Origin of the sequence: Pseudomonas sp. D2002, assembly GCF_013385735.1 — a bacterium.
Lineage (GTDB): Bacteria > Pseudomonadota > Gammaproteobacteria > Pseudomonadales > Pseudomonadaceae > Aquipseudomonas.
Map to the genome: position 1 here is coordinate 162,888 of NZ_JACAPL010000009.1, position 19,906 is coordinate 182,793.

At 61.2% G+C, this 19,906-nt stretch carries 26 protein-coding genes; 8 read left to right on the forward strand and 18 right to left on the reverse strand.

The genetic code is table 11. The features are described 5' to 3' along the window. Positions 1-285 precede the first annotated feature (285 nt). A complete protein-coding gene (gene mtgA / locus HX783_RS18470) occupies positions 286-1,008 on the reverse strand; it encodes a monofunctional biosynthetic peptidoglycan transglycosylase (protein WP_177017838.1) in 723 nt (240 codons plus the stop codon). 74 nt (positions 1,009-1,082) lie between these two features. On the opposite strand from mtgA, the gene HX783_RS18475 reads away from it, so the two are divergent. From HX783_RS18475 to trmB, 4 genes are all read left to right on the forward strand, one after another. Beyond that, complete coding sequence (locus tag HX783_RS18475) at positions 1,083-1,460, forward strand: DUF423 domain-containing protein (RefSeq protein WP_177017839.1); 378 nt, start codon at positions 1,083-1,085, stop codon at positions 1,458-1,460. Positions 1,461-1,531: 71 nt separating this feature from the next. After that, positions 1,532-1,732: a sulfur carrier protein ThiS gene (gene thiS, locus HX783_RS18480; RefSeq protein ID WP_159960670.1), complete on the forward strand. Its 201-nt coding sequence runs from the start codon at positions 1,532-1,534 to the stop codon at positions 1,730-1,732. A gap of 65 nt (positions 1,733-1,797) precedes the next feature. Continuing rightward, positions 1,798-2,592, forward strand: a complete 795-nt coding sequence (locus HX783_RS18485) for a thiazole synthase (RefSeq protein ID WP_177017840.1) — start codon at positions 1,798-1,800, stop codon at positions 2,590-2,592. A 9-nt stretch (positions 2,593-2,601) separates the two neighbouring features. Beyond that, positions 2,602-3,327 carry a tRNA (guanosine(46)-N7)-methyltransferase TrmB gene (gene trmB, locus HX783_RS18490; RefSeq protein ID WP_060753471.1) on the forward strand — a complete coding sequence of 242 codons (726 nt, stop codon included), beginning with the start codon at positions 2,602-2,604 and terminating at the stop codon, positions 3,325-3,327. Between the two features lie 138 nt (positions 3,328-3,465). Here trmB and HX783_RS18495 read toward each other — a convergent pair whose 3' ends face one another. The 9 genes from HX783_RS18495 to HX783_RS18535 all read right to left on the reverse strand — a co-directional run bounded on the left by HX783_RS18495 (position 3,466) and on the right by HX783_RS18535 (position 10,185). Next, the gene (locus HX783_RS18495) at positions 3,466-3,789 is read right to left on the reverse strand and encodes a DUF3392 domain-containing protein (RefSeq protein WP_122716594.1); all 324 of its coding nucleotides are present in this window, start codon (positions 3,787-3,789) and stop codon (positions 3,466-3,468) included. A gap of 18 nt (positions 3,790-3,807) precedes the next feature. Continuing rightward, the gene (gene hemW / locus HX783_RS18500; protein WP_256347212.1) at positions 3,808-5,010 is read right to left on the reverse strand and encodes a radical SAM family heme chaperone HemW; all 1,203 of its coding nucleotides are present in this window, start codon (positions 5,008-5,010) and stop codon (positions 3,808-3,810) included. Then, entirely contained in the window at positions 5,007-5,603 is a 597-nt protein-coding gene (rdgB, locus tag HX783_RS18505; RefSeq protein WP_049711104.1) for an RdgB/HAM1 family non-canonical purine NTP pyrophosphatase, read from the reverse strand. Before rdgB ends, hemW begins: the two co-directional genes overlap by 4 nt. Beyond that, on the reverse strand, positions 5,600-6,034 hold the full coding sequence (locus HX783_RS18510) for a DUF4426 domain-containing protein (RefSeq protein WP_159960660.1): 435 nt from the start codon (positions 6,032-6,034) through the stop codon (positions 5,600-5,602). The genes rdgB and HX783_RS18510 overlap by 4 nt, the downstream gene beginning before the upstream one ends. 21 nt (positions 6,035-6,055) lie before the next feature. Next, the gene (gene metW, locus HX783_RS18515) at positions 6,056-6,676 is read right to left on the reverse strand and encodes a methionine biosynthesis protein MetW (protein ID WP_016972957.1); all 621 of its coding nucleotides are present in this window, start codon (positions 6,674-6,676) and stop codon (positions 6,056-6,058) included. A gap of 7 nt (positions 6,677-6,683) precedes the next feature. Continuing rightward, positions 6,684-7,823 (reverse strand): homoserine O-acetyltransferase, encoded by a 1,140-nt coding sequence (locus HX783_RS18520; protein WP_159960657.1) that lies wholly within the window; start codon positions 7,821-7,823, stop codon positions 6,684-6,686. A gap of 196 nt (positions 7,824-8,019) precedes the next feature. Next, complete coding sequence (locus HX783_RS18525) at positions 8,020-8,607, reverse strand: YggT family protein (RefSeq protein ID WP_159960655.1); 588 nt, start codon at positions 8,605-8,607, stop codon at positions 8,020-8,022. Between the two features lie 39 nt (positions 8,608-8,646). Next, on the reverse strand, positions 8,647-9,465 hold the full coding sequence (gene proC / locus HX783_RS18530; RefSeq protein ID WP_159960653.1) for a pyrroline-5-carboxylate reductase: 819 nt from the start codon (positions 9,463-9,465) through the stop codon (positions 8,647-8,649). A 33-nt stretch (positions 9,466-9,498) separates the two neighbouring features. Next, positions 9,499-10,185: a YggS family pyridoxal phosphate-dependent enzyme gene (locus HX783_RS18535; RefSeq protein ID WP_159960651.1), complete on the reverse strand. Its 687-nt coding sequence runs from the start codon at positions 10,183-10,185 to the stop codon at positions 9,499-9,501. A 57-nt stretch (positions 10,186-10,242) separates the two neighbouring features. On the opposite strand from HX783_RS18535, the gene HX783_RS18540 reads away from it, so the two are divergent. After that, a complete protein-coding gene (locus HX783_RS18540; protein ID WP_177017841.1) occupies positions 10,243-11,277 on the forward strand; it encodes a type IV pilus twitching motility protein PilT in 1,035 nt (344 codons plus the stop codon). 140 nt (positions 11,278-11,417) lie between these two features. Here HX783_RS18540 and HX783_RS18545 read toward each other — a convergent pair whose 3' ends face one another. After that, complete coding sequence (locus tag HX783_RS18545) at positions 11,418-12,059, reverse strand: C40 family peptidase (RefSeq protein ID WP_177017842.1); 642 nt, start codon at positions 12,057-12,059, stop codon at positions 11,418-11,420. A 249-nt stretch (positions 12,060-12,308) separates the two neighbouring features. On the opposite strand from HX783_RS18545, the gene HX783_RS18550 reads away from it, so the two are divergent. Then, positions 12,309-12,737 (forward strand): TM2 domain-containing protein, encoded by a 429-nt coding sequence (locus HX783_RS18550; protein ID WP_177017843.1) that lies wholly within the window; start codon positions 12,309-12,311, stop codon positions 12,735-12,737. A 117-nt stretch (positions 12,738-12,854) separates the two neighbouring features. On the opposite strand, the gene HX783_RS18555 is transcribed toward HX783_RS18550, so the two are convergent. The 7 genes from HX783_RS18555 to gshB form a co-directional block, all read right to left on the reverse strand. After that, complete coding sequence (locus HX783_RS18555) at positions 12,855-14,126, reverse strand: dihydroorotase (RefSeq protein ID WP_177017844.1); 1,272 nt, start codon at positions 14,124-14,126, stop codon at positions 12,855-12,857. Beyond that, complete coding sequence (locus tag HX783_RS18560) at positions 14,123-15,127, reverse strand: aspartate carbamoyltransferase catalytic subunit (protein WP_159960639.1); 1,005 nt, start codon at positions 15,125-15,127, stop codon at positions 14,123-14,125. Before HX783_RS18560 ends, HX783_RS18555 begins: the two co-directional genes overlap by 4 nt. A gap of 24 nt (positions 15,128-15,151) precedes the next feature. Then, positions 15,152-15,658, reverse strand: coding sequence for a bifunctional pyr operon transcriptional regulator/uracil phosphoribosyltransferase PyrR (gene pyrR / locus HX783_RS18565; RefSeq protein ID WP_159960637.1), 507 nt, complete (start codon positions 15,656-15,658; stop codon positions 15,152-15,154). 72 nt (positions 15,659-15,730) lie between these two features. Further along, positions 15,731-16,168, reverse strand: a complete 438-nt coding sequence (gene ruvX / locus HX783_RS18570) for a Holliday junction resolvase RuvX (protein WP_003195067.1) — start codon at positions 16,166-16,168, stop codon at positions 15,731-15,733. Next, positions 16,168-16,737 carry a YqgE/AlgH family protein gene (locus tag HX783_RS18575; protein WP_078739562.1) on the reverse strand — a complete coding sequence of 190 codons (570 nt, stop codon included), beginning with the start codon at positions 16,735-16,737 and terminating at the stop codon, positions 16,168-16,170. The genes ruvX and HX783_RS18575 overlap by 1 nt, the downstream gene beginning before the upstream one ends. A 172-nt stretch (positions 16,738-16,909) precedes the next feature. Continuing rightward, positions 16,910-17,815: an energy transducer TonB gene (locus tag HX783_RS18580; protein WP_177017845.1), complete on the reverse strand. Its 906-nt coding sequence runs from the start codon at positions 17,813-17,815 to the stop codon at positions 16,910-16,912. Positions 17,816-17,892: 77 nt separating this feature from the next. Continuing rightward, on the reverse strand, positions 17,893-18,846 hold the full coding sequence (gene gshB / locus HX783_RS18585; RefSeq protein WP_159960633.1) for a glutathione synthase: 954 nt from the start codon (positions 18,844-18,846) through the stop codon (positions 17,893-17,895). A gap of 239 nt (positions 18,847-19,085) precedes the next feature. Here gshB and pilG point away from each other — a divergent pair, with 239 nt between their 5' ends. Together pilG and pilH are read left to right on the forward strand one after the other, a co-directional pair. Then, a complete protein-coding gene (gene pilG / locus HX783_RS18590) occupies positions 19,086-19,493 on the forward strand; it encodes a twitching motility response regulator PilG (protein ID WP_003176671.1) in 408 nt (135 codons plus the stop codon). 46 nt (positions 19,494-19,539) lie between these two features. After that, positions 19,540-19,905, forward strand: a complete 366-nt coding sequence (gene pilH / locus HX783_RS18595; protein WP_159960631.1) for a twitching motility response regulator PilH — start codon at positions 19,540-19,542, stop codon at positions 19,903-19,905. The last annotated feature ends 1 nt before the right edge of the window (position 19,906 follow it).

A 19,906-nucleotide genomic window follows, 5' to 3' on the forward strand; every position in this document is an offset into this window, starting at 1 on the left:
GAGTTCGAAAACAACGCGATCGAATGTGGGAGCGGGCTTGCTCGCGAAAGCGGAGTGTCAGTCAACGGAAATGTTGATTGAAACATCGCATTCGCGAGCAAGCCCGCTCCCACATTTGTTTCTGTGTTCTTTCAGTTAGATCAACGCGTATTGCGGTGGTTTTTAAGAAAATTTCAAATCCAACCCGGTCCAATGTGGGAGCTGGCTTGCCTGCGATGAGGCCCTGTCAGTCAGCTCATTTGCAGGCTGACCCACAGCTCCCACATTTTGTCTTTTTTTGTGGTGTCAGTCGGACCACGGAGCCTTGCGCGAGTTGTTCAGCTCCACCAAGTAACCATCCCCACCCAACTGGCTCATCTGCTGACGAATCCACGCAGCCCGGCGTGCCACATACGCCGTCGGATGGCTGGCACTCCACACCCGCGGATTCGGCAACACCGCCGCCAAATAGCTGGCCTGCTGACGCGAAAGCCCCTTGGCACTCACCCCAAAGTGATGCCGCGCCGCTGCTTCGGCGCCAAACACGCCTTCATCCCATTCCACGCTGTTGAGGTACACCTCAAGAATCCGCTGCTTGGGCCAAAATATCTCGATCAACCCGGTAAACCAGGCCTCCAGCCCTTTGCGCAAATAGCTGCGGCCGGTCCACAGGAACAGGTTTTTCGACACCTGCTGGCTCAACGTACTGGCGCCTCGAATCGAGCCGCCGCGCTCGTTGTGCAGCAATGCCGCCTGAATCGCGCCAAAATCAAAGCCCCAGTGCTGCGGGAAGCGCTGGTCTTCACCGGCCATCACCGCCACTTTAAGGTCATCGGCGATCTCATCCCACGGCACCCACGTGCGTTGCAGGTCAATCGGCTCGCCGTCGACCCAGGATTCAACCTTGCGCTCCACCATCAACGCGGTGAACGGTGGCGGGATGACACGAAACAGCAGCACCAGCAGCACACTGCCGATGGCAAACCATTTCACGACTTTGAGAAAACGCTTGAAGAGGAGACGCAGCATAGAGATGGCTTGGCCGAACCCGTTGAGCGGGCCATTATACAGACCCGGCCCTTTGAGTCTGACTGGAGTTCCTCATGCTGCGTAGCTTTCTGATGCTGGCTGCCTTTTTCGGCTTCACCGGCGTCGCCCTCGGCGCCTTTGCTGCTCATGGCCTGAAAAACCGCCTGAGCGCCGAGTACCTGGCGATCTTCCACACCGGCGTGACCTACCAGCTGGTGCACGCCCTGGCGTTGTTCGGCGTGGCACTGCTGGCGGCGCATATTCCTGGCCGGCTGGTCAGCTGGGCGGGCATTTCCTTTACCGTCGGCATCCTGCTGTTTTCCGGCAGCTTGTATGCGCTGACCCTGACCGGCGTTAGCAAGCTCGGCATCATCACGCCGTTTGGTGGGCTGGCGTTCCTGCTCGGCTGGTTCTTTCTGGGGCTCACCGCCTGGCGCCTGCAGGTCATCTGACCGAGGGGCTTGGGCCGACAACGCCAATCGGGCTAGAATGCTGGCCCCTAAAAACGATGGCGGCCTGTGGCATGCGCATTCAGTTGAACGGCGACCCCTTTGAACTGCCCGACGGTGAAACCGTTGCGGCCCTGCTGACCCGTCTGGACTTGACCGGGCGTCGCGTCGCAGTGGAACTCAACCTGGATATCGTCCCGCGTAGCCAACATGCCGACACCGCGCTCACCGAAGGTGACCAGGTCGAAGTGGTCCACGCCATCGGCGGCGGCTAGCCATCCGGCGCTCAAGGGCGCCAACCCGCATTCTGCAGAACCTCACCCCAACTCGAGGATTTTCCATGAGCATCGTTCGTAGCGACAAGCCCTTCGTATTGGCCGGTCGTACCTACCAGTCCCGTTTGCTGGTCGGCACCGGCAAGTACCGCGACATGGAAGAAACCCGCCTGGCCATCGAGGCCTCGGGGGCCGAGATCGTCACCTTTGCCGTACGCCGCACCAACCTTGGCCAGATCGAAGGCGAGCCGAACCTGCTCGAAGTGCTGTCGCCGGATCGCTACACCTTCTTGCCGAACACTGCCGGTTGCTACGACGCCATCGAAGCCGTGCGCACCTGCCGCCTGGCCCGTGAGCTGCTCGACGGCCACAATCTGGTGAAGCTGGAAGTGCTGGCCGACCAGAAAACCCTGTTCCCCAACGTGATCGAAACCCTCAAGGCCGCCGAAACGCTGGTCAAGGAAGGCTTCGACGTGATGGTCTACACCAGTGATGACCCGATCATTGCCCGTCAATTGGCGGACATCGGCTGCATCGCGGTGATGCCGCTGGCGGGTCTGATCGGTTCCGGCCTGGGCATCTGCAACCCGTATAACCTGCAGATCATCCTTGAAGAAGCCAAGATTCCTGTGTTGGTGGACGCCGGTGTCGGTACTGCCTCCGACGCCACTATTGCGATGGAACTGGGCTGCGACGCGGTGCTGATGAACTCGGCCATCGCCCATGCCCAGCAACCGATCATGATGGCCGAAGCCATGAACCACGCCATCGTCGCGGGCCGCCTGGCCTACCTCGCCGGCCGCATGCCGAAAAAACTCTACGCCAGCGCCTCTTCGCCGCTGGATGGTCTGATCAAGTAAGAGCCATTGATGACTGAATCAAACGAAACGCCGAACACCGTGGAAGAAGGCGACGAGTCCAAGCACCGCCGCATCAAGAGTTTTGTGATGCGCGCCGGTCGCATGACCGAAGGCCAGCAAAAGGGCCTGGAACAAGGTACGCCGCTGTTCGTGTTGCCGCTGGCCGATGCGCCGGTGGACTACGACCAGGTGTTTGGCCGTTCCGCCCCGCGTTCCCTGGAAATCGGTTTTGGCATGGGCCACTCCCTGCTGGAAATGGCTGCGGCGTCGCCGGAGCAGGATTTCATTGGTGTGGAAGTGCACCGCCCAGGCGTCGGCGCGCTGCTCAATGGTGTGCTGACCCAAGGCCTGACGAACCTGCGCGTCTACGACTGCGACGCGATCGAAGTGCTCAACCGCTGCATCGCCGACAACAGCCTCGACCGCCTGATGCTGTTCTTCCCAGACCCATGGCACAAAGCCCGTCACCACAAGCGCCGCATCGTCCAGGCGTCCTTCGCGGAGCTGGTGCGCAGCAAGCTCAAAGTCGGCGGCATCCTGCACATGGCCACCGACTGGGAACCGTATGCCGAATACATGCTGGAAGTGATGAACGTCGCCCCTGGCTACCGCAACCTGGCCGAAGACGGCAAATGCGTGCCACGCCCGGCTGAGCGTCCGATCACCAAGTTCGAACGCCGCGGCGAGCGGTTGGGGCATGGGGTGTGGGATTTGAAGTTCGAGAAGCTGGCTTAAACAGCTAGAAATCTGAAATGCAATCAACTGTGGGAGCTGGCTTGCCCGCGATAGCATCACCTGGGTATCACTGATACACCGAGGTGTCTGCATCGCAGGCAAGCCAGCTCCCACATTTGTTTTGTGGTGTGCCGGAATTCAGCGGCGGTCGGCGACTACGCCAATCAACACCAGCACTACCACCAACACCGGCGCCAGGCTGTAGTTATTGAACTGGCTCAACCCCCGCACAATCCACGGCGTCGCGTAGATCAATGCCGCGCCGCTACCAATCATGCACACCAGCGCCATCAACGGTACGCGCAACGCCCCGGCGATGCTGCCCAGGCGGGCTTCGATCCAGCCTTTGATATCGGCGCCGAACAGCACCAGCAAGCAGCCGACAAGCGCCAGGGAGATTTCCGACAGGTTGCTACGGCTCCAGCGGGATACGGTGGCGAGCAGGTCGAGTACCAAATCCATTCGATTTCCTTAAGAGCGTCAGCTCAAAAACTTCTGCAACAGGTCATTGAGAAAGAGTTGCCCGCGGTCAGTCGCCGCCAGGCGTGACGGTTCGACCTGCATTAAGCCACTTTGTTCTGCCTCCTTGCGGCCTTCGTCCAGGCTCGCCAAGTCGAGGCCGGTGCGCTCGGCATAGAGCCTGGCGTCGACACCGTCGGTGAGGCGCAACGCGTTCATCAGGAACTCGAACGGCAGTTCTTCATTGGTCAGTTCTTTCGCCCCGGCCTGGAAACTTTTGGCCGGGTTGAGGTAGTCCTTCGGTGCACGCGTCTTCCACGTGCGCACGATGCGCCCGTCGGGGTGGCTCAGCTTGCCGTGGGCGCCCGCGCCGATGCCGATAAAGTCGCCGAAGCTCCAGTAATTGAGGTTATGCCGTGCCGGGCGGCCCGCTTGGGCATAGGCCGACACTTCATATTGCGCGTAACCGTGTTCGGCCAGCAGCGCCTGGCCGGCTTCCTGAATGTCCCACAGCGTGTCGTCTTCCGGCAGCGCGGGCGGCTGGTTCCAGAACACAGTGTTGGGCTCCAGGGTCAGCTGATACCAGGACAGGTGCGTCGGCTTCAGGGCGATGGCTTGGCGCAAGTCGCTCAAGGCATCGTCCAGGGATTGATCGGGCAAGCCGTGCATCAAGTCCAGGTTGAAGTTATCGAACCCGGCCTGGCGTGCCATGCCCGCCGCGCGTACGGCTTCGTCGCCGTTATGAATGCGGCCCAAGGCCTCAAGTTTTTGCTGCTGGAAGCTCTGGATACCGATGGACAGGCGATTGATCCCCAGCTTGCGGTACGCCACGAACTTCTCTTGCTCGAAGGTCCCGGGGTTGGCTTCCAGGGTGATCTCGATATCGCTGGCAAATGGGATGCGTGCTTCCACACCCTTGAGCAAGCGGCCCAACGCAGCGGCGCTGAACAGGCTCGGCGTGCCGCCACCGAAAAAGATCGAGCTGAGTTCACGGCCATAAACCGCGTGCAGGTCTTGATCAAGGTCAGCCAGCAGCGCGTCCACGTACTCTTCTTCCGGCAGCACTTTGCTCGCGGTGTGGGAGTTGAAGTCGCAATAAGGGCATTTGCGTACACACCACGGGATGTGGATGTACAGCGCCAGGGGCGGCAGCACAGGCAGGGCCGCCCGAGGTGTTTGCGCGCCGCCGTGGATCAGCGGCTGCGCAGAGGTGTTCTGGGTCATTTCAGGCTCAGGCGTTGGCGCAGCAAATCCATTGCGCGGGCGCGGTGGCTGATCTGGTTCTTGTCGGCCGGGCTCAGTTCGGCGCTGGAGACATTGCGCTCCGGCACCCAGAACAACGGGTCGTAGCCGAAACCATGCTCGCCGCTGGCCGCATGCAGGATGCGCCCGTGCCATAACCCTTCGCAGAGGATCGGCAGCGGGTCATCGGCATGCCGTACCAGCGCCAGCACGCAGACGAACTGCGCGCCGCGCATCGCGTCCGGCACATCCTTGAGCGCGTCCAACAGCTTGGCGTTGTTGGCCGCGTCGCCCTTGCCATCGGCGTAGCGTGCCGAGTAAATGCCAGGGGCGCCGCCGAGGAAGTCCACGGCCAGGCCCGAGTCATCCGCCAACGCCGGCAGGCCGGAAATGCGTGCGGCATTGCGCGCCTTGAGAATGGCGTTCTCGACGAACGACAGGCCGGTTTCTTCCGGCTCGACCTGGCTGAACTCGCCAATCGAGCGCAGTTGCACGGAGTCACCGAGCATGGCCTGCAGTTCTTTGAGTTTGCCGGCGTTATGGCTGGCCAGTACGAGTTGGGTGAGGTTCATCATTCAGCCGGGAAAAGTTCTTGGACAAAACTGAAGCCGTGGGCCTTGCCGCCGGTTTCAACGTTGATGGTGAAGGTCTTGAATTCCTGTTGCGGCACGGAGTAGGGCGCGAGGTAATTGGTCACACCTTTTTCGGTGATCTGCTTGAACGTCAGTACTTCACTCTTGCCGAGCGAGTCCTTGATGGTGCCGGTGACTTGCGCCACTACCGGTGTCACACCTTTAAACACCGATACGTTGATCAGCCCCTTGTTCTTGCTGCGTACCACGCCAACGGCCTGGGCCGTCTCGGGTTGCAGGAAGCTCGAGGTGAACGTGTTGTAGCGTACGGTGATATCACCAAATTCCTTGGTGCGGTTAGGGTCGATTACGTCGGCAGCCATAGCGTTTGCGCCAAGCAGTGCGGTCAATAAAAAAACAGCCAAACGACTCATGAGCGTCCCTCTTGAAAATGATTAGACGGCAATCTTGTGGTCGGTCAGGCCAGGACTGCTGACCCGGTAAATACCAATTTCGCCCAACAGGTTAGGCCATAGCTTACTCGCCCAGCCGTGGCGGTGCTGTTGATCGACAGCAAGGCGGTTGATCACCTTGGCCTCACGCTCTCCGCACAAGGCTTCGAAGTCTTCGAAGGTGCAGAAGTGGATGTTCGGCGTGTTGTACCACGTGTACGGCAGGAAATCGGACACCGGCATGCGACCCTTGGTGGCCAGGTACCAGCGGCAGCGCCAGTGGCCGAAGTTGGGGAACGTGATGATGCACTGGCGGCCTACACGCAGCATTTCGTCGAGGATGCGGTCCGGGTAGTGCACCGCTTGCAAGGCCTGGGTCATCACCACGATGTCGAAGCTGTTGCTGGCAAAGTTGCCCAGGCCCTTGTCCAGGTCCTGCTCGATCACGTTGATGCCTTTGGCAACACACTGGGCGATGTTGTCCGGGTCGTTTTCCAGGCCATAACCGGTGACTTGCTTGTTGTCGCGTAGCCAACTCAGCAGTTCGCCATCACCGCAGCCAAGGTCGAGCACGCGGCTGCCAGCGGGGATCCAGTCTTGGATGATTTCCAGGTCGGCTCTCATGGCGTTCTCACAGAGTAATTCGGTTCATGTAATTGCCGAACGCCTGCAGGTAACGCGGGATCGGAATCAGAAAGGCGTCATGGCCTTGCGGAGCATCGATCTCCAGGTAGCAGACGTCTTTGCGCGCGGCCATCAGGGCGTCCACCAGCTCACGGGAGCGCGCCGGCGAGAACCGCCAGTCGGTGGTGAACGACATCACGCAGAACTTGGCCGTGGCACCTTCGAAGGTTTTCGCCAGGTCGTCGTTGAAGTTGGCGGCCGGGTCGAAGTAGTCCAGCGCCTTGGTCATCAGCAGGTAGGTGTTGGCATCGAAACGCCCGGAAAATTCCTCGCCCTGATAACGCAGGTAGCTTTCGACCTGGAACTCGACGCTGTGGAAGTCGTAGTTGAGCTTTTCACTCTTGAGCCCACGGCCGAATTTCTCGCCCATGGAGTCATCGGACAGGTAGGTGATGTGCCCGACCATGCGCGCGAGCATCAAGCCGCGCTTGGGGATTACGCCAGCTTCCTGGAACGAACCGCCGTGGAACTCGGGGTCGGTGAGGATCGCCTGGCGCGCCACTTCGTTGAAGGCGATGTTCTGCGCCGACAGCTTGGGGGCCGAGGCGATGGCCAGGCAGTGGCGCACGCGGTCCGGGTAGGTGATGGTCCATTGCAACGCTTGCATGCCGCCGAGGCTGCCGCCGATCACGGCGGCCCATTGCTGGATGCCCAGCAGGTCGGCCAGGCGTGCCTGGCTGTGCACCCAGTCTTCCACGGTCAGCACCGGGAAGTCAGCGCCGAACGGCTTGCCGGTTTCCGGGTTGAGGCTGCTCGGGCCAGTGGAACCGTTGCAGCCGCCGAGGTTATTCAGGCTGACCACAAAGAACTTGTTGGTGTCGATGGGTTTGCCTGGGCCGATGCAGCTGTCCCACCAGCCGGGCTTGCGCTCGTCGGCACTGTGGAAACCTGCAGCATGGTGATGGCCGGACAGGGCGTGGCAGATCAGCACGGCGTTGCTCGCCGTGGCGTTCAGTTGGCCGTAGGTTTCATAGATCAGGTCATAGGCAGGCAGCGAACGGCCGCAGGCCAGGGCCAGCGGTTCGCTGAAGTGCGCCACTTGGGGCACGACCAGTCCAACAGAATCGGGGGGGAAGGCAGTTGGCATCGACCCTGCTCTCGTTTAAATGAGGCGTAAGTCTAAAGAGCGGTGACCCCAGCGGCAAGCAAACCCTGAGCCAGATGATCGTTCCTACGCTCCGCGTGGGAACGCAGCCGGTGACGCTCCGCGTCGCATCCTGCATGAGGGGACGCAGAGCGTCCCAAGAGGCGTTCCCACGCAGAGCGTGGGAACGATCATGCGGTCAGATCAGGCCAAACAGCTCTTTGGGCATGAACGCATAGTAAGCCAGACGCGGAATCACCCAGCTTTGCAGCAGCTGAATCGCGATGAACGCGAAGATCGGCGAGATATCCAGGCCGCCCAGGTTCGGGATCAACCGACGGAACGGCGCCAGCACCGGCTCGGTGATCTGGGTAACCAGCTCAGCGCCCGGGCTGCGGCTGCCGGGTGCGACCCACGACAGGATCACGCTGATGATCATCGACCAGAAGATGATCTTCAAAAACAGCGAGAAGATGCCGATCAGGCCCCATGGCAGCAGCAGTACGGTGAACGCCGCATAGCCGTTGAGCATCAGGATCACCACAAACAGCAGGATCTGCAGCAGCAGCGCCAGCACCAGCGACGACATGTCCAGCCCGAACAGGCTTGGGATCACGCGGCGCAACGGCTTGAGCAGCGGCTGGGTGGCCTTCACCACGAATTGGCAGAGCGGGTTGTAGAAGTTCGCCCGCACCAGTTGCAGGATAAAACGCATCAGCACGATCAGCAGGTACAGGCTGCCCAGGGTCTGGATGATGAAAATGGCAGCGTCATTGATTCCGAGCATGGTGTATTCCTATCTAACCCAGTTGCATGTAGGGGACGACTATTTGCCCAGTTGCTCGGCCATTTCAGCCGAACGCTGCGCCGCGGCGCCGAGGGCCTTTTCGACCAGAGCTTCAAAGCCTCCGGCCTGGAACGATTCGATGGCCGCTTGGGTAGTACCGCCCGGCGAAGTGACGCGGCGGCGCAGTTCTGCGGCGTCCACGTCGCTGCCCACGGCCATCTTCGCAGCGCCCAGCGCGGTTTGCTCGGCCAGTTGCTCAGCAACCTCGTGCGGCAACCCAAGCTTCACGCCGGCGGCGGTCATGGCTTCGATCAGCAGGAAGAAGTAGGCCGGGCCGCTGCCGGAAACGGCGGTGACCGCGTCCAGTTGCTGCTCTTGTTCCAGCCACACGGCAAGGCCCACGGCTGACAGCAGCTCCTGGGCCTGGCCGCGCTGTTCGGCGTTCACTTCGGCGGTGGCGTACAAGCCGCTTACGCCCTGACGCAACAGCGCCGGGGTGTTGGGCATGCAGCGCACGATGGGTTGGGCACCCAGCCAGTTGTTCATGCTGGCGCAAGTGATCCCGGCAGCGATGGAGACCACCAGCTGGTGCGGCTGCAGGCTTGGTCGCAGGCTCTCGCACACGGCTTTCATGGCCTGAGGTTTCACCGCCAGCACGATCACGTCGACGCCCTGGATGGCCTCGGCGTTGTCGGCGAAGGTTTCAATGCCGTGCTCGGCGCTGACGCGGGCACGGGTGTCGGCGCCTGGGTCGCTGGCGCGAATCCGGGTGGCTTCGAGGCCTTTGGCCCGCAGGCCGCCGATCAGGCTGGCCGCCATGTTACCGGCGCCGATAAAGGCAATACGCGTGTTGCTCATGACAGGTCCTTATTCAGAGGAAAGTCAGCCATTTCACGGCTGGCCGTAGTCGCGGGCACCAAACAGGGCGGTGCCGATCCGCACCCAGGTGGCGCCTTGGGCAATGGCCGACTCAAGGTCGTGGCTCATGCCCATGGAAAGTGTGTCGAGCCCCAGGTTCAGGCTGGCTTGCAGGTCGCGCACCGTGGCGAACGCGGCGTCTTGTGCGGCTCGGTCTTCAGTCGGCTCGGGGATCGCCATCAAACCGCGCAGTTTCAGGCGCGGCAAAGCGCTGATCGCATTGGCCAGGGCCGGCAGGTCGGCGGGCGTACAGCCGGACTTGCTGGCTTCGCCACTGACGTTGACCTGGATGCAGATGTTCAGCGGCGCCAGGTCGGCCGGGCGTTGTTCGGACAAGCGTTGAGCAATTTTCAAGCGGTCCACGGAATGTACCCAAGCGAAGTTCTCGGCGATCGCACGAGTCTTGTTCGATTGAATGGGGCCGATGAAGTGCCAACTCAAGGGCAGGTCGGTTAATTCGGCCTGTTTGCCCAAGGCTTCCTGCAGATAGTTCTCGCCAAAATCGCGCATCCCGGCAGCATAGGCATCGCGCACGGCTTGCGCAGGTTTGGTCTTGCTCACGGCCAGCAGGTGGATGCTGCTTTCGTCGCGTTGCACGGCGTGGGCCGCGGCACGGATCCGCTCGCTAACCTGGCCAATGTTGTCTGCTATCGTCGACATTCAAGATGCACCCGTGGATATGGAGTCCGCGGCATTCTACTGGAAATGGAAAGCCCTATGGATATCACTGAATTGCTGACGGCCAGCGTGCGCCGTGGCGCCTCCGACCTGCATTTGTCCGCCGGCCTGGCGCCGATGCTGCGTGTCGATGGCGAGGTCTGGCCAATGGATGGCCCGGCGCTTTTGCCCCCGCAAGTTGCGGATTTATTGAGCCCTTTGCTCAACCGATGCCAGCAAAAGGATTTCGAAACATCTCTTGAAACGGATTTTGCCTTCGAGCTGCCGAGTGTGGCGCGGTTCCGCGTGAATGTGTTCCAGCAGGATCGCGGCATGGGCGCGGTGTTTCGTACCATTCCTGAGCAAGTGCAGAGCCTGGAAAGCCTCGGGCTCGGCGAGGTATTCCAGCGTATCGCCCAGCTGCCGCGCGGCCTGGTGTTGGTGACCGGCCCGACCGGGTCCGGCAAGTCCACGACGCTGGCGGCGATGATCGACTACCTCAACGAGCATCGGCGCCAGCACATACTCACCCTGGAAGACCCCATTGAATTTATCCACAGGCCGAAAATGGCCTTGATCAACCAGCGCCAGGTGCACCGCGATACCCACAGCTTCGCCGCGGCGCTGCGGTCGGCCCTGCGCGAAGACCCGGATGTGATCCTGGTGGGCGAGTTGCGCGACCTGGAGACTATCCGCCTGGCCCTGACAGCCGCTGAGACCGGGCATCTGGTATTTGGCACCTTGCACACCACGTCGGCAGCCAAGACCGTGGACCGGCTGGTGGATGTGTTCCCGGCAGGGGAAAAGGCCATGGTGCGCTCGATGCTTTCGGAGTCGTTGCAGGCGGTGGTGTCGCAAGTGCTGGTGAAGAAGGTCGGCGGCGGGCGGGTGGCGGCTCACGAGATCATGCTGGGCACGCCAGCGATTCGTAACCTGATCCGCGAAGACAAGGTGGCGCAGATGGTCTCGGCGATTCAGACCGGCGGGGCGTTGGGGATGAAGACGTTGGATATGAGTTTGAAGGCGTTGGTCGGCGAGGGTGTGATCAGCCGGGAGGTGGCGCGGGGGCAGGCGAGGGTGCCTGGGGATATCTGAGGTATTGCGGGCACTGAAAATCAAATGTGGGAGCGGGCTTGCTCGCGAATGCGGTGGATCAGTCACCAGAGATGGCGACTGACACTGCGCATTCGCGAGCAAGCCCGCTCCCACATTTTTTACTGTATTTCAGCTAGGGCTTAGCGCTGAACAACCCGCAGGTTGTTGTTCTGCTCTTTCGGCAGAACCCGCTTGGCAATCACGTAGTTCTTGTCCCAGAACGGCTTTTTCAGCGTGTCGATGCTTACCGACTTGCCACGACGTGGCGCGTGGATAAAGCGGTCGTTGCCCAGGTAGATGGCAACGTGGTTGACCTGGCGGCTCTTCAATTTGAAGAACAACAGGTCGCCCGGCTTGAGGTCTTTGCGATCAACCTTCAGCCCGTGGCCGGCGGCCATGGCGTTGGAGGTGCGTGGCAAATCCACCGCTTTTACATCGTTAAACGCATATTTCACCAAACCACTGCAGTCGAACCCTTTACTTGGGCTGCTGCCGCCCCAACGATAAGGAGTACCGAGTACATTCACGGCGCGGCTGAGGACGTTGCTGCTTTGCTTGGTGTTGACTGCCATCAGGCCGGGCGTTGCTTTGCCGTGGTGGGCCTTGCTCAGTTGAGTCGGGCGGTTGACGGTCAGCTTTACCGATTTGGCGGTGCCTGGCGTGCTGTGAACTTTAGGGGTGAAACCGTTAACGTTAGGAAGACGTTGCTCACGATTGGTGGCGTGGGCGGCCAGTGGCATTAATAGGCAGATGGTTAGCCATGTCTTGAAAAATGGTCGCATTAGGCGTGGCTCTTTTAGGTTTGCGCGCAACTTTATAACAGCTTTTTGTGTCGTTCTTAGGCCGTTTGTCGACTGAACCCTGGGGTCAAATTCAGGAAAAACGCGACGAATTGCCGCTATTGTCCTGCAGAGGTCAGGTGGCATAAGGCTTTGCGGGAAGGAAGATACCATTTGCCGTGCGTCGGGCGCCCGTAAAAAAGTCACAAAGAAAATGAAAAATTTTATCTATCGAGGCAAAAGAGGTACTCCATGAACACCTATCGACAGGATGTGATGCAGCAGGACACCCACAGCAAGGTGATCGGTTACCTGTTGTGGATTTTCGGTTTTACCGGGGCTCACCGCTTCTATTACGGCAAGCCGGTGACCGGGACGATCTGGTTTTTCACCTTTGGTCTTTTCGGTATTGGTTGGCTGATCGACTTGTTCCTCATCCCGGCCATGGACCGTGAAGCGGACCTGCGTTTTACCGCCGGGCCGATCGAATACAACGTGGCCTGGATTCTGTTGGCGTTCCTGGGCGTGTTCGGTTTGCACCGCATGTACCAGGGCAAATGGATCACCGGCCTGATCTACCTGTTGACCGGTGGTTTGTTCCTGATTGGGGTGCTGTATGACTTCTGGACGTTGAATACGCAGGTTTCGATCCGCAATGCCGAGCGCAACAGCGGGCGCTGAGTTGATCGTTCCCACGCTCTGCGTGGGAATGCCGCCCTGGACGCTCCGCGTCCGCTCTTAAGGCCATGACGCAGAGCGTCACAGGATGCATTCCCACGCAGAGCGTGGGAACGATCATTACGCCTGGTAGCTGATCCGCCCATCCATCAAGGTGTAACGCACCGTCGCCGGCAGGCTATGGCCGATGAACGGGCAGTTTTCGCCCTTGGACAGCCAGTGCTCCCCGGCAACCGTGGAGCTGGCCGGGTCAAACAACACCAGATCCGCCGGCGAACCCACCGCCAACTTGCCCGCCGGCAGGCGCAAGGCCTCGGCCGGGCCGGCGCTGAGGCGCGCCAGCAAGGTCGGTAGGTCGAGCAAGCCGTCTTCCACCAACGTCATCGCCAGCGGCAGCAACAGCTCAACGCTGCTGATGCCCGGCTCTGTGGCGCCAAACGGCGCCAGCTTGGCGTCGCGCTCGTGGGGTTGGTGATGGCTGGAAATCGCCGACACCACACCCGACTTCACCGCCGCACGCAAACCTTCTCGGTCGGCCAGGGTGCGCAGCGGTGGCTGCACGTGGTACAGGCTGGAGAAATCGATCAGCGCTTCATCGGTCAAAATCAGCTGATACAGCGCCACGTCCGCCGTCACCGGCAGGCCGCGCGCTTGCGCCTGGGCGATCAACGCCACACCGCGCGCACTGGTCAACTGGCTGAAGTGCGCGCGCACGCCGCTTTGTTCCACCAGTAGCAGGTCACGGGCCAGGGCCACGGTTTCAGCGGTTTCCGGGATGCCCGGCAGGCCGAGGAAACTGGCCACGGCGCCTTCATGGGCCAGGCCGCCTTCGGCCAGGTCGCGGTCCTGGGAATGGAAGATCACCGTCAGGTCGAAGGTGGCCGCATATTCCAGGGCGCGGCACAGCGTGCGCGTGCTGCGAAAACTCTCCAGGCCGTTGCCGAACGCCACGCAACCGGCATCGCGCAGGGCGATCAGCTCGGCGAGCTGTTCGCCTTCCAGGCCTTTGCTCAAAGCGCCGATAGGGAACACTTTGCAATTGCCGGCTTCGCGGGCGCGGTCGAGGATCAGCTCGGTCACTGCCGAGGTGTCCAGCACCGGCTTGGTGTGCGGCGGGCAGCACAGGCTGGTGACGCCACCGGCGGCGGCGGCGCGGGTTTCACTGGCGATGGTGCCTTTGCGGCTGTAACCCGGCTCGCGCAGGGCGACGTTCAGGTCCACCAGGCCCGGCGCGGCCACCAGGCCTTTGGCGTCGATGGTCTGGCTGGCGCTGAAGCCCGCAGGCGCAGCGCCGATGGCGATGATTTTGCCGGCTTCCAGATGAAGGTCGGTAACGTTGTCCAGCCCACTGGCTGGATCGATGACTCGGGCGCCGAGAATGCTGAGCTTCACTGGGCGTTCTCCTGCTCGAATTGACGTTGCGCGGTTTGCCCGCTCATGGCCATGGACAACACCGCCATGCGCACGGCGATGCCGTAGGTCACCTGGTTGAGGATCACCGATTGGCTGCCGTCGGCCACCGCCGACTCAATCTCAACCCCACGGTTGATCGGGCCCGGGTGCATCACGATGGCATCCGGCTTGGCGCCGGCCAAACGCGCGGTGGTCAGGCCGAACAGGCGGTAGAACTCACCTTCGCTCGGCAGCAGGCCCCCGGCCATGCGCTCGCGTTGCAGGCGCAGCATGATCACCACGTCGACGTCCTTGAGGCCTTCGGTCATGTCGGTGTAGACCTTCACGCCGTATTGCTCGATGCCGATCGGCAGCAGGGTTTTTGGTGCGATCACGCGGATGTCCGGGCAACCCAGGGCTTTGAGGGCCAGCATGTTCGAGCGCGCGACCCGCGAGTGCAGGATGTCGCCGACAATGGCCACCGAGAGGTTTTCAAAGCCGCCCTTGTGCCGACGAATCGTCAGCATGTCGAGCATGCCCTGGGTCGGGTGGGCGTGACGGCCGTCACCGCCATTGATGATCGCCACATTCGGGCACACATGCTCGGCGATGAAGTGCGCGGCGCCGGAGTCGCCGTGGCGCACCACGAACATGTCGGCGGCCATGGCTTCCAGGTTGCGCAGGGTGTCGAGCAGGGTTTCGCCCTTGCTCGCCGACGAGGTCGACACGTTCAGCGTGATCACGTCGGCCGACAGCCGTTGGGCCGCCAGTTCAAAGGTGGTGCGGGTGCGGGTGGAGTTCTCGAAGAACACATTGCAGATGGTCTTGCCGCGCAACAGCGGGACCTTCTTCACCGCGCGGCCACCGACTTCGAGGAACGAGTCGGCGGTGTCGAGGATTTCAGTCAGCAGTTCGCGGGGCAAACCGTCGAGGGACAAGAAGTGTTGCAACTGGCCCTGAGCATTGAGCTGCAGCGGGCGCTTGGCATCTAGAGGCGTCATCGCGGGGACTCTGTACAAGGCGGTTTAAAGGGCAAGGTCTTGCAGTTCGAGTTCGAGCGGCGTGGGACCGGACAATTTTACCCGCTGGTGGGCTTCCAGGGACAGGGTTGCGCCAACCACATCCGGGCTGATCGGCAATTCGCCGGCGTCCAGGTCCAGCAGGCACACCAAGGTCACGCTGGCCGGGCGGCCGTAGTCGAACAACTCGTTCATGGCGGCGCGGATGGTGCGCCCGCTCATCAGCACGTCGTCGATCAGCACCAGGTGCTGGCCTTCGATCTCGAACGGCAGGGCCGAAGGGCGCACTTGCGGGTGCAAGCCGTTCTGGCTGAAGTCGTCGCGGTAGAAGGACACGTCCAGCGTGCCCAGCGGCGAATCGCTGCCCAGTTCTTCCAGCAACGCCTGGGCGACCCACACACCACCGGTGCGAATGCCGATAAAGCGCGGTTCGCTGATGGCACGGTGTTGCAAGTGCGCCCTGAGGCGAATCGCCATCTGGCTGATCAGTTCGGCGGGATTGGGCAGGCTCATGGTGGCTCCTTCAAGGTCTCGCGCAGGCAAGGTCCGGGCTCAAACGTAAAAAGACGCGGCAAGCCGCGTCAGTCAGGATTCAAATAAAGCGGTGTTTTCATCCAGCCAACCCTGCAACAGCAAGGCGGCGGCGATGGCGTCCACGGGGTTGTCGCGGTAGCTGCCTTTCTGCCCGCCACGGTCGCGGCGCTCACCCTTGGCTTCAAAGGTGGTCAGGCGCTCGTCGTGGGTATAGAAGGGCAGGTTGTAGCGGCCATTGAGGCGGCGGGCGAACTTTTCGGCGCGCAGGCACATGTCGCTGGGCGTGCCGTCCATATTCAGGGGCAGGCCGACCACGACTGCGTCGGGCTTCCACTCCTTGATCAGGGCTTCGACCTGGTTCCAGTCCGGCACGCCGTTCTGGGCTTTGAGGGTGCACAGCTCGCGGGCCTGGCCGGTAATCACCTGGCCCACCGCTACGCCGATCTGTTTGGTGCCGTAGTCAAAGCCGAGGATCAAACGCAAGGCCATCAGGCGTGCCCCGCCTGGCTGGTCAGCAGGCTGAGGTTGACCCGCAGCTTGGCCGCCGCCGCTTCCAGGCGTAGCTCGCTGGCGGTATTGAACAGAATGTCGGCGTCGAACGGGCAGGTCAGCCAGGCATTGCTGGCCAGCTCCGCCTCAAGCTGCCCGGCTTCCCAGCCGGCGTAGCCGAGGGTGATCACACTTTGCTCAGGCCCCACGCCGTCGGCGATGGCGAACAACACGTCCTGGGACGTGGACAGCGACACACCTTCAAGGTCAACCGTGGCCTGGAACTTCGGCCCAGTGGGGTGCAGCACAAAACCGCGATCGGTCTGCACCGGCCCGCCGATGTAGATCGGCACGCTCTGGCAACGGGCCGGCGGGTCGATCTCGGGGCGCAATTGCTCAAGAATGTCGGCCAGGTTCAGCTCTTGCGGGCGGTTCACCACCAGCCCCATGGCACCATTGGCCGTGTGCTCGACGATGTAGGTCAAGGTCTGCGCAAAGTTCGGGTCGGCCATATGGGGCATGGCGATCAGGAATTGGTGCTTGAGGTAGGTCGGGCTGACATTTTTCATGTCCACTAGTGTGGCGTTGGAGGGGCGAACTGACAAGCTGCGCTTATGAAGATCATTCCCACGCTCTGCGTGGGAATGCCGCCCTGGACGCTCTGCGTCCGCTTTTGTAGGCGTGACGCAGAGCGTCACAGGATTCATTCCCACGCAGAGCGTAGGAACGATCAGTTAACGATCAGTTACTGGACAGCCGATCACCCCGGGCAAACTTCCAGGTGCGGATGATTTCCAGGCGGTCGACGTCGTTCAGGTCGCCGGTAAATGGCGCGAAAGGCGCAGCCAGGCGCACGATGCGCTGGGCGGCCTGGTCCAGCAGCGGTTGGCCGGACGACTCCAGCACCTGCACTTCATAGAGCGTGCCATCACGGTTGATCGACACCAATAGACGCAAATTACCGTAAATCTGCTGGCGCCGCGCCTCATCCGGGTAGTTGAGGTTGCCGATGCGCTCGACCTTCTTGCGCCATTCGTCCTTATACCAGGCACCTTTGTCGCGCATGGTCGAAGCGGCGTTCAGGCGATAGATGCGCGGGCGCTTGGCGTACAGCTGTTGTTCGTTGGCCAGTTCCGCTTCAAGGCTGGAGATCTGGTCGGAAAGCTGCGAACTGTCAAAGGTCGGCGCCGGCTTCACGGGCTCGGGCTGCGGCTCGGTCTTGGTTTTTTCGCGCTGGTTCGGGGCTTTTTGCGGTTTTGGCGCCACGGTAGTCACGGCGGCCTTGGGCGCGGCCTGCTTGACCTCGGGCTTGGGCGTCGGCGGCGGGGTGACTTTATTCACCTTGTTGTCCTGGAACGGCGCCACTTCGGTGGTCTTGGGCACGGCTTTCTTGTCGAGGGTGCCGCTGCCTTGCTGGTTGTCCTGGGCGAGAAAGTCGGCCTTTTCAGGCTTTTTTTCGCTCTTGAACGTGGCGAGGGTGATTTCCAGGGTTTTGGTGATCTGCTTGGGTTCGGCGAAGGTAAAACCCAGGCCGAGCAGCAACGCGAGGTGGATCAAGGCGGCGAGGAACAGGGTAAATCCGAGCCGATCAGCCGGGCGCACGCCACTGTGGGAGAGTTCGGAGGGCAGATCGGGCGGGAGCGTCATGACAAAAAAACCAACATCGCGCGTTTCACAGGTGGCGCATGATAACGCAATGTTGGTGTGTGTCCGGCTGTTCTATGTCACTTGGCTTGTAGCTTGCGCTCAATGGCGGCCATCAGCATTTCGCCGATGTTCGTGCCAAATGCGTTGTCGATCTCGCGAATACAGGTCGGGCTGGTGACGTTGATTTCGGTGAGGTTTTCACCAATTACGTCTAGTCCTACGAAGAGCAGGCCTTTTTCCCGCAGGGTCGGGCCAACCTGGGAAGCAATCCAGCGGTCTTTGTCCGACAGTGGTCGCGCCTCACCACGACCGCCAGCGGCCAGGTTGCCACGAGTCTCGCCCGCCGCCGGGATACGCGCCAGGCAGTAATCCACCGGCTCACCGTCGATCATCAGGATGCGCTTGTCGCCGTCCTTGATCGCCGGAAGGTAAGCCTGGCCCATGATCTGCTGGGTGCCCAGCGCGGTCAGGGTTTCCAGGATCACCGACAGGTTAGGGTCGCCCGCGCGGTGGCGGAAGATCGACGTGCCGCCCATGCCGTCCAGCGGCTTGAGGATCACATCACCGTGTTTGGCGGCGAATTCACGCAGCACGTCGGCGCGGCGGCTGACAACCGTCGGCGGTGTGCATTGTGGGAAAAGGGTGGCGAACAGCTTTTCATTGCAGTCGCGCAGGCTTTGCGGCTTGTTGACGATCAACACGCCGGCGCGCTCGGCCTGCTCCAGCAGGTAGGTGGAGTAGACGAACTCCATGTCGAACGGCGGGTCCTTGCGCATCAGGATCACGTCCAGATCGCTCAAGGGGCTGTCGATCTCATCCGCCAGCTCGAACCACTTTTCAGGGTTGGCAAACACCTGCAGCGGGCGCATGCGTGCGCGGGCTTCGCCGTCGCCTTGGTAAAGATCGCGCTGCTCCATATAGAACAGGGTCCAGCCGCGGGCCTGGGCGGCCAGGAGCATGGCCAGCGAGCTGTCCTTTTTATAGGAAATGCTGGCGATAGGGTCCATGACAATGCCGACGCGAACGCTCATGGGGGATTTCCTCTAGCAAATTAGGGCGCATAAAAGTGGCGTCAGAGTGGCGCTGCGGCTGTTGTGGGTCAAGGAAAAACCACCTGGCCGGTCGCTCGATAGATTGCGCCCGGAGACTGTGCTAAAAAGACTGCCACAGTACAGCAGCCCTTGAATTCCAAGGCTTGCAGCGTTCATCCTGTGAGACATCAGGCAGTACACACCGAAAACCGATTCGCTGTGGCGATGGTAGAGCAGATATGGAACAGCATTCCAACGCCTTGAGAGTGATGGTGATCGACGATTCGAAAACGATCCGCCGCACCGCCGAAACCCTGTTGAAGAACGTGGGGTGCGATGTCATCACGGCCATCGACGGTTTCGATGCCCTGGCCCGAATTGTTGATCATCACCCGCACATTATCTTTGTCGACATCATGATGCCGCGCCTGGATGGCTATCAGACCTGCGCCCTGGTGAAGAACAACCCGGCGTTCAAGTCGATCCCGGTGATCATGCTGTCCTCCAAGGACGGCCTGTTCGACAAGGCCAAGGGGCGCATCGTGGGTGTCGATCAGTTTTTGACCAAGCCTTTCAGCAAGGAAGAACTGCTGAGTGCGATTAAGGCCTACGTGCCCGGCTTCGCCGCAGTAGAACAAGCACACTGACACCGCCTCACAAGGGCCGGCGTCCACCAATGTAGTGGGGAAAACCATGGCACGTGTTCTGATCGTCGACGATTCGCCGACCGAAATGTACAAACTGACCGGCATGCTGGAAAAGCACGGCCACCAGGTTCTCAAGGCCGAAAACGGCGCGGACGGCGTGGCCCTGGCCCGCCAGGAAAAACCCGACGCCGTGCTGATGGACATCGTGATGCCGGGCCTCAATGGCTTCCAGGCCACCCGCCAACTGTCCAAGGAGCCGGAAACCAACGGCATCCCGATCATCATCATCACCACCAAGGATCAGGAAACCGACAAAATCTGGGGCGCGCGCCAAGGCGCCAAGGATTACCTGACCAAGCCTGTGGACGAAGAAACCCTGATCGCCACCCTGAACAAGGTGCTGGCTCCCTGAC

What these genes read in the sequence shown, in the direction of transcription:
- HX783_RS18510 (WP_159960660.1), bottom strand. Translation starts at nt 6,034, where the DNA reads ATGAGTCGTTTGGCTGTTTTTTTATTGACCGCACTGCTTGGCGCAAAC.
- HX783_RS18580 (WP_177017845.1), bottom strand. Translation starts at nt 17,815, where the DNA reads ATGACGCTCCCGCCCGATCTGCCCTCCGAACTCTCCCACAGTGGCGTG.
- HX783_RS18550 (WP_177017843.1), top strand. Translation starts at nt 12,309, where the DNA reads ATGAACACCTATCGACAGGATGTGATGCAGCAGGACACCCACAGCAAG.
- thiS (WP_159960670.1), top strand. Translation starts at nt 1,532, where the DNA reads ATGCGCATTCAGTTGAACGGCGACCCCTTTGAACTGCCCGACGGTGAA.
- HX783_RS18535 (WP_159960651.1), bottom strand. Translation starts at nt 10,185, where the DNA reads ATGTCGACGATAGCAGACAACATTGGCCAGGTTAGCGAGCGGATCCGT.
- pilG (WP_003176671.1), top strand. Translation starts at nt 19,086, where the DNA reads ATGGAACAGCATTCCAACGCCTTGAGAGTGATGGTGATCGACGATTCG.
- rdgB (WP_049711104.1), bottom strand. Translation starts at nt 5,603, where the DNA reads ATGATGAACCTCACCCAACTCGTACTGGCCAGCCATAACGCCGGCAAA.
- HX783_RS18485 (WP_177017840.1), top strand. Translation starts at nt 1,798, where the DNA reads ATGAGCATCGTTCGTAGCGACAAGCCCTTCGTATTGGCCGGTCGTACC.
- HX783_RS18540 (WP_177017841.1), top strand. Translation starts at nt 10,243, where the DNA reads ATGGATATCACTGAATTGCTGACGGCCAGCGTGCGCCGTGGCGCCTCC.
- HX783_RS18560 (WP_159960639.1), bottom strand. Translation starts at nt 15,127, where the DNA reads ATGACGCCTCTAGATGCCAAGCGCCCGCTGCAGCTCAATGCTCAGGGC.
- HX783_RS18525 (WP_159960655.1), bottom strand. Translation starts at nt 8,607, where the DNA reads ATGCTCGGAATCAATGACGCTGCCATTTTCATCATCCAGACCCTGGGC.
- ruvX (WP_003195067.1), bottom strand. Translation starts at nt 16,168, where the DNA reads ATGGCCTTGCGTTTGATCCTCGGCTTTGACTACGGCACCAAACAGATC.
- HX783_RS18575 (WP_078739562.1), bottom strand. Translation starts at nt 16,737, where the DNA reads ATGAAAAATGTCAGCCCGACCTACCTCAAGCACCAATTCCTGATCGCC.
- HX783_RS18545 (WP_177017842.1), bottom strand. Translation starts at nt 12,059, where the DNA reads ATGCGACCATTTTTCAAGACATGGCTAACCATCTGCCTATTAATGCCA.
- metW (WP_016972957.1), bottom strand. Translation starts at nt 6,676, where the DNA reads ATGAGAGCCGACCTGGAAATCATCCAAGACTGGATCCCCGCTGGCAGC.
- trmB (WP_060753471.1), top strand. Translation starts at nt 2,602, where the DNA reads ATGACTGAATCAAACGAAACGCCGAACACCGTGGAAGAAGGCGACGAG.
- HX783_RS18475 (WP_177017839.1), top strand. Translation starts at nt 1,083, where the DNA reads ATGCTGCGTAGCTTTCTGATGCTGGCTGCCTTTTTCGGCTTCACCGGC.
- proC (WP_159960653.1), bottom strand. Translation starts at nt 9,465, where the DNA reads ATGAGCAACACGCGTATTGCCTTTATCGGCGCCGGTAACATGGCGGCC.
- HX783_RS18495 (WP_122716594.1), bottom strand. Translation starts at nt 3,789, where the DNA reads ATGGATTTGGTACTCGACCTGCTCGCCACCGTATCCCGCTGGAGCCGT.
- gshB (WP_159960633.1), bottom strand. Translation starts at nt 18,846, where the DNA reads ATGAGCGTTCGCGTCGGCATTGTCATGGACCCTATCGCCAGCATTTCC.
- pilH (WP_159960631.1), top strand. Translation starts at nt 19,540, where the DNA reads ATGGCACGTGTTCTGATCGTCGACGATTCGCCGACCGAAATGTACAAA.
- HX783_RS18520 (WP_159960657.1), bottom strand. Translation starts at nt 7,823, where the DNA reads ATGCCAACTGCCTTCCCCCCCGATTCTGTTGGACTGGTCGTGCCCCAA.
- pyrR (WP_159960637.1), bottom strand. Translation starts at nt 15,658, where the DNA reads ATGAGCCTGCCCAATCCCGCCGAACTGATCAGCCAGATGGCGATTCGC.
- hemW (WP_256347212.1), bottom strand. Translation starts at nt 5,010, where the DNA reads ATGACCCAGAACACCTCTGCGCAGCCGCTGATCCACGGCGGCGCGCAA.
- mtgA (WP_177017838.1), bottom strand. Translation starts at nt 1,008, where the DNA reads ATGCTGCGTCTCCTCTTCAAGCGTTTTCTCAAAGTCGTGAAATGGTTT.